The following is a 6285-nucleotide window of genomic DNA, read 5'->3' as shown; positions in this document are numbered from 1 at the left end:
ACACCGCTTCCCATTCCCTCCCCTGGAGGAGCAACAATCGTTAGTCAGGTTTATCGATGCCGAATTGAAACGAATCGATCGAGCTGTCTCTACTGCATGGTGCGAAACTGAACTCCTTCGTGAATACCGCACCCGCCTCATCGCCGATGCGGTCACAGGCAAGCTTGATGTGCGAGAGGCGGCGGCCAAGTTGCCGGATGAGAGCGAGAAGTCTGAATCGTTCGATGAAGCAGAAAATTCTATTGAAGATGCCGGAGAGAGGGAGGTTTCCGATCTTGATGCCGTTCTTGAAGAGGATGAGGCGTGAGTGTGGTTCCGGCGGAGCCAAAGATTTATCACATCACGCACGTGGATAATCTAGCTGCCATCGTAAACGATGGTGTTCTTCATTCAGATGCGACTATCGTTAGACGGAGTGGGCCGAGCGTAACCATTGGAATGTCCGAGATCAAGAGGCGCCGAATTGAAGAAATTTCGGTATCGTGCCATCCCGGAACAAAGGTCGGAGATTATGTTCCGTTCTATTTTTGCCCACGGTCTGTGATGTTATTTCTGATTCATTGTGCCAATCACCCCGATCTGACATATCGTGGTGGGCAAGGACCAGTTGTCCACTTGGAAGCTGACATGCACGAAGTTGTAAGCTGGGCTGAGCAGGGAGCTGGAAAGTGGGCCTTTAGCCTTTCCAATGCTGGCGCGTATTATGTTCAAGTCCGGGGTCGTCTTGACGAATTAGAAGAGATCAATTGGGCAGCCGTATCAGCCACGGACTTTCGCTCACCTGATGTTAAAGAAGGTAAGCAGGCCGAGTTTCTGGTTCACGGCTCATTCCCCTGGGAGTTAGTGAGGCGGGTCGGCGTTTGTTCAGCCAGAATTAAGGCTCAAGCCGAGGCGGCTCTCCAAATTGCTGTCCATAGGCCTCCTGTTGAAATTTTTCGTGATTGGTATTATTGAAAAGGACTTCCTCCATGATTGAACCTACCACTGGCGATATCCTCGCAGCTGATGCAGAAGCGTTAGTGAATACTGTCAATTGTGTAGGGATCATGGGCCGGGGGATTGCCCTTCAGTTTCGTAGAGCCTTTCCTGGCAACTTCAAAGCATATGAAGCGGTCTGCAAGCGCGGTGAGTTGCAGCCAGGGCATATGTTTATTTTCGATACCGGCAGTCTCACTAACCCACGATATATCATCAATTTCCCGACCAAGAGACACTGGAAGGGGAAAAGTCGGTTATCCGATATTGAATTGGGGCTTACGGCTCTTGTGTCAGATATTCGTCGGCTTGGCATTCGCTCAATTGCAATTCCTCCTCTAGGCTGCGGGCAAGGGGGACTTAATTGGACAGAAGTGCGCCCAAGAATCGAACGAGCATTGGCAGCCGTACCGGATGTACGAATTTTACTTTTCGAGCCAAGCGGTATCCCTGTGCGTTCAGGATCAACGTCACGCCAACCGGTGCCCAAGATGACCGAAGCGCGTGCCGCGTTGGTGGGATTAATGCAACGCTACCTTGCCGGACTGATGGACCCTTTCATTAGCCTACTGGAAGTGCATAAGCTCCTCTACTTCATGCAAGAAGCGGGAGAGAGTTCTCTTCGACTTCGGTATGTGAAGGCGCCGTATGGGCCATATGCGGAAAACCTGCGACACCTTCTCTTGAGTGTGGAAGGCTACCTCACCTCTGGTTATACCGATGGAGTGGACGATCCCCAGAAGCCTCTTGAACTTGTGCCTGGAGCAATTGCCGATGCTGAACAGTTTCTGGAAGGACATCCGCATACACAACGTCGTTTCCATCGGGTTGCCGACCTTGTCAAAGGGTTCGAGACTCCATTCGGTCTTGAGTTGTTATCCACGGTTCATTGGGTTTCAACGCGGGAGGGTGCTCTGACACCGGAGGAGGCCCTGGCGGCGACATTTAGATGGAACGAGCGGAAGCGACGGTTCTCACCGCAACAGATCGCCCTTGCCTGGCAAGTGCTTCGGGACAAGGGATGGTTATCCAATAACGCGCCTGCACAGCACGCGTGAACACCGACACCAGCGAGAAGGGTCTTGAAAGCCTCATCGTCGCGGCGATGGCTGGCCAAGCCTCTGGCGAAGCGCCACCCCCAGGAGAGGGTATTAGCCTCATTCGGGAACGGTACGGCGGTACCGGATGGATTCCCGGTCAGGCTGAAGACTACGACCGCGAATTCTGTGTAGATCTTCCCCAGCTCAGCGCCTTCCTGCACGCCACTCAGCCGAAAGTTACCGAAGCTCTCGATCTCGCCAACGATAGCCCGACCCGGCGTAAGTTTCTGGCCCGACTCCAAGGGGAGGTCTCGAAGCGCGGCATCATCGATGTCCTTCGTCATGGGATCAAAGATGGGCCGCACGATATTGATCTATTTTATGGATCACCCTCGCCCGGCAATGAGAAGGCCGCCACACTCAATGCGTCAAACCGGTTCACAGTCACCCGGCAGCTTCGCTATAGCCGTGACGAAACACAACGAGCGCTCGATCTTGCCTTGTTCATCAATGGGCTTCCGATCGCGACGTTCGAGCTGAAGAATAGTTTAACCAAGCAGACAGTGGAAGATGCCGTTGAACAATACAAGCGCGATCGCGATCCGCGCGAGAAGCTCTTTGAGTTTGGACGCTGCGTCGTCCACTTTGCTGTGGATGACCACGAGGTACGGTTCTGCACACACCTAAAAGGGAAAAGCTCCTGGTTTTTGCCCTTCAATCTAGGCTGGAATGACGGAGCGGGCAATCCTCCCAACCCTTACGGGATTAAGACCGACTACCTGTGGCGCAAGATTCTTACTCGCGACGGGATGACCGACATTCTTGAGAACTATGCGCAGATCGTCGAGGAGAAGAATGAGAAGACCGGCAAAAAGAAGGCGGTGCAGATCTGGCCACGTTTTCACCAGCTCGACGTGGTACGCAAACTTCTTTCCAATGCGCGACAACATGGTGCGGGTCGGCGGTATCTGATCCAACATTCAGCCGGCAGCGGCAAATCCAATTCCATTGCCTGGCTCGCGCATCAACTCATTGGTTTACAGGAAGATGATGCCCTAGTCTTCGACTCGATCATTGTCGTAACAGATCGGCGCATCCTCGATAAGCAGATTCGCGACACCATCAAACAGTTCGCCCAGGTTGGGGCCACCGTCGGGCATGCCGAGCGCTCGGGCGACCTGCGCAAGTTTATCGCCGAGGGGAAGAAGATCATCATCTCTACGGTCCAAAAGTTTCCGTTCATCCTGGATGAAATCGGCAGCGAGCAACGTGGCAAGAAGTTCGCGATTATCATCGATGAAGCCCATTCCAGCCAAGGTGGTCGAACGTCGGCGGCAGTCAGTATGGCTCTCTCGACCGCCGGGGAAGGGGAGGATGACGAGACACTTGAAGATAAGATCAACCGAATCATGGAGGCCAAGAAGCTCTTGCCCAACGCGAGCTATTTCGCCTTCACCGCGACACCCAAGAACAAGACGCTGGAGATCTTCGGCGAGGCGCTCCCGCCTGACACTGCAGGGAAGGTGCGTCACCAACCTTTTCACAGCTACACGATGAAGCAGGCAACCCAGGAAGGCTTCATTCTCGACGTACTGAAGCACTACACACCGGTTGAGAGTTATTACAAACTTGTTAAAAAGGTAGAAGGCGACCCGGAGTTCGACACCAAGCGGGCAAAGAAAAAGCTTCGTCGCTATGTGGAAAGCCACGATCACGCCATCCGTCTCAAGGCCGAAATCATGGTGGACCATTTTCATGAGCAGGTGCTGGCCCTCAACAAAATCGGAGGACAGGCACGTGCGATGGTGGTGACGAGTGGGATCGAGCGGGCCATCCAGTACTACCACGCCTTCCGCGACTATCTGAGGGAGCGCAAGAGTCCCTATCAGACCATCGTCGCCTTTTCGGGCGAGCATGAATACGGTGGCGTGAAGGTGACGGAGACTTCTTTGAACGGGTTTCCGTCGAGCCAGATCGCGGACAAGATTCAGGAGGATCCATACCGCTTTCTGGTTTGCGCCGATAAGTTTCAGACCGGCTACGACGAACCGCTGCTCCACACGATGTATGTGGACAAGATCCTCTCCGGTATCAAAGCGGTGCAAACGCTTTCTCGCCTCAACCGCGCACATCCACAAAAGCATGATGTGTTCGTGCTCGATTTCATGAACGACAGTGACACCATTCAAGAGGCCTTTGCCGACTACTACCGCACAACGATCCTTGCCGAGGAGACCGATCCCAATAAGCTGCATGATCTAAAGGCCGCACTCGATGGTTACCAAGTGTACGCTCCGGCTCAAATTGATCAGCTGGTGGTGCTGTATCTCGGCGGGGCTGAGCGAGACAAGCTTGATCCAATTTTGGATGCCTCTGTCGCCGTGTACAAGGACCAGCTTGACGAGGATGGACAGGTGGATTTCAAGGGAAAAGCCAAGGGATTTCTCCGCGCCTATGGTTTCCTCTCTTCAATCCTGCCCTATACGAATGCCGAATGGGAACGCCTGTCTATCTTTCTGAACTTCCTTGTCCCCAAGCTGCCCGCGCCCAAGGAGGAAGATCTGTCCAAAGGCATCCTGGAAGCCATCGATATGGACAGTTATCGCGTCGAGAAGAAGGCGGCCATGAAGATTCAATTGCCTGACGAAAACGCGGAGATTGAGCCGGTGCCGATGACCGCTGGTGGTAGCAAGTTGGAACCGCAGCTTGATCGCTTGTCCAATATTCTGAAATCCTTTAACGATCAGTTCGGCAATATCCCTTGGTCCGATGCGGACCGTGTGCACAAACTGATCACGGAAGACATTCCGAACCGCGTGGCGGCGGACACAGCCTATCAGAATGCGAAGCAGAACTCCGACAAGCAGAACGCCCGTATCGAACATGACAAGGCGCTCACGCGCGTGATGACGGCCGTCCTCAAAGATGACACAGAGTTGTTTAAGCAATTCATGGATAACGAATCCTTCAAGCGCTGGCTGACTGACACTGTGTTTCGAATAACCTATGACGATCGCCCCGGTGCCTCGCCAAGATAGATTCAGCAACCCACGGAGGGGACGAAGTGCTGAAAGTCTTTGAGGTTTTCTGCGATTCTCTGCCTAATGGTGCTGATAGGACCGACAAGGCTTTGAATGATCGTATGAAGCGCAGCTTGATATACTGAGAGGCTGGATTTGACAGGACCAACTATGCCGGCATCGATTCCAGCGCCGGTAACTTCCGCCGCGCTCAAGCGGTCCAGGAAGGTAGGAAGAGTAGGCTGATGGCGAACATATCGGTTGATCAGCAACAACTTGCGGAATTTTGCCGGCAACGACATATCCGCCGCATGGCCTTTTTCGGGTCCGTGCTGCGGACCGATTTCGGCCCCGAGAGCGACATTGATGTCCTTGTAGAGTTCGAACCCGCCCACGTTCCTGGCCTGTTCGGCATCGCGCGCATGGAACGTGAACTGTCCGCGCTATTCGGTGGACGAAAGGTGGATCTTCGCACGCCCGAAGATTTGAGCCGATATTTCCGCGATGATGTGTTGAAGGAGGCCGAGGTTCAATATGCGCAAGGATGATGACGTCCGGCTGCGGCACATGCTCGATGCGGCGCGTGAAGCGCTCGGATTTGTGCGAGGCCGAAATCGCGTCGATCTCAACAGCGACCGTCAGTTGGTGCTGGCGCTGGTCAAGACCATTGAGATCATCGGTGAAGCAGCTTTTCGCACGTCCGAAAACACGCAGGCTCAATTTCCAGAGATTCGCTGGGAGGACATTGTCGGCATGCGTCATCGCCTCGTCCACGCCTATTTCGACATCAACCTGGATGTCCTCTGGAAGACGGTGCAGGATGACCTGGTACCCCTCATCGTTCGTCTTGAGCAGATGTTGGGCACGAAGCCGCCGCCCGCCTCTTGATCGAGGAACGGTTGCTTCGACCATTCGTAATCTTGCCGCTCTCAAATGGCTAACTGTCACGCCGGATCCGAGCCTTCCTGTGCTTGAGGATGAGGCCATTCCAGCGTAGTTGCTGGTTTTTCTCGCATGCGCCTAGACTTGTGGCGAGTTCCCCTGCCTGACGTCTCGACAGGGAAGCCCCGCACCTGGTACCCTCTCCTGTTATGGCTCGAAAAATTTATCCACCCAGTCCTTCCCGCGCTTCTCGTGAGCAACGGTCGGTTCCTGAATTAAAGCCGCCTACAGACCAAGCGACATCGCTGGAAATCTATGACACCACCTTGCGCGACGGCGCCCAGGCGGAGGATGTCAGTTTTTCAGCC

Annotated in this window: 5 protein-coding genes and 1 pseudogene; all 6 read left to right on the top strand. The window is 54.1% G+C overall.

Annotated elements, in window-relative coordinates; genetic code table 11:
• Positions 1-307, top strand: a pseudogene (locus tag ACOSYY_RS11290) (hypothetical protein); the annotation flags it as partial.
• Entirely contained in the window at positions 304-954 is a 651-nt protein-coding gene (gene darT, locus ACOSYY_RS11285; RefSeq protein WP_421662473.1) for a type II toxin-antitoxin system toxin DNA ADP-ribosyl transferase DarT, read from the top strand. The pseudogene ACOSYY_RS11290 and the gene darT, both read left to right, overlap by 4 nt.
• A 14-nt stretch (positions 955-968) precedes the next feature.
• Positions 969-2033 (top strand): type II toxin-antitoxin system antitoxin DNA ADP-ribosyl glycohydrolase DarG, encoded by a 1065-nt coding sequence (darG, locus tag ACOSYY_RS11280; RefSeq protein WP_421662472.1) that lies wholly within the window; start codon positions 969-971, stop codon positions 2031-2033.
• Positions 2030-5053 carry a type I restriction endonuclease subunit R gene (locus tag ACOSYY_RS11275; RefSeq protein WP_421662471.1) on the top strand — a complete coding sequence of 1008 codons (3024 nt, stop codon included), beginning with the start codon at positions 2030-2032 and terminating at the stop codon, positions 5051-5053. The genes darG and ACOSYY_RS11275 overlap by 4 nt, the downstream gene beginning before the upstream one ends.
• Positions 5054-5280: 227 nt before the next feature.
• The gene (locus ACOSYY_RS11270) at positions 5281-5583 is read left to right on the top strand and encodes a nucleotidyltransferase family protein (protein ID WP_421662470.1); all 303 of its coding nucleotides are present in this window, start codon (positions 5281-5283) and stop codon (positions 5581-5583) included.
• Entirely contained in the window at positions 5570-5923 is a 354-nt protein-coding gene (locus tag ACOSYY_RS11265) for a HepT-like ribonuclease domain-containing protein (RefSeq protein WP_421662469.1), read from the top strand. Before ACOSYY_RS11270 ends, ACOSYY_RS11265 begins: the two co-directional genes overlap by 14 nt.
• Positions 5924-6285: the final 362 nt, after the last annotated feature.

It is taken from the genome of Nitrospira sp. BLG_2 (assembly GCF_049222245.1).
The sequence above is the reverse complement of the archived record's forward strand: the minus strand, read 5'-3'. Positions and strand labels throughout refer to the sequence as shown.

Bases quoted from the DNA above. Each gene is read 5' to 3' on its own strand.
- darG (WP_421662472.1), top strand. From the start codon at position 969: ATGATTGAACCTACCACTGGCGATATCCTCGCAGCTGATGCAGAAGCG.
- ACOSYY_RS11270 (WP_421662470.1), top strand. From the start codon at position 5,281: ATGGCGAACATATCGGTTGATCAGCAACAACTTGCGGAATTTTGCCGG.
- ACOSYY_RS11265 (WP_421662469.1), top strand. From the start codon at position 5,570: ATGCGCAAGGATGATGACGTCCGGCTGCGGCACATGCTCGATGCGGCG.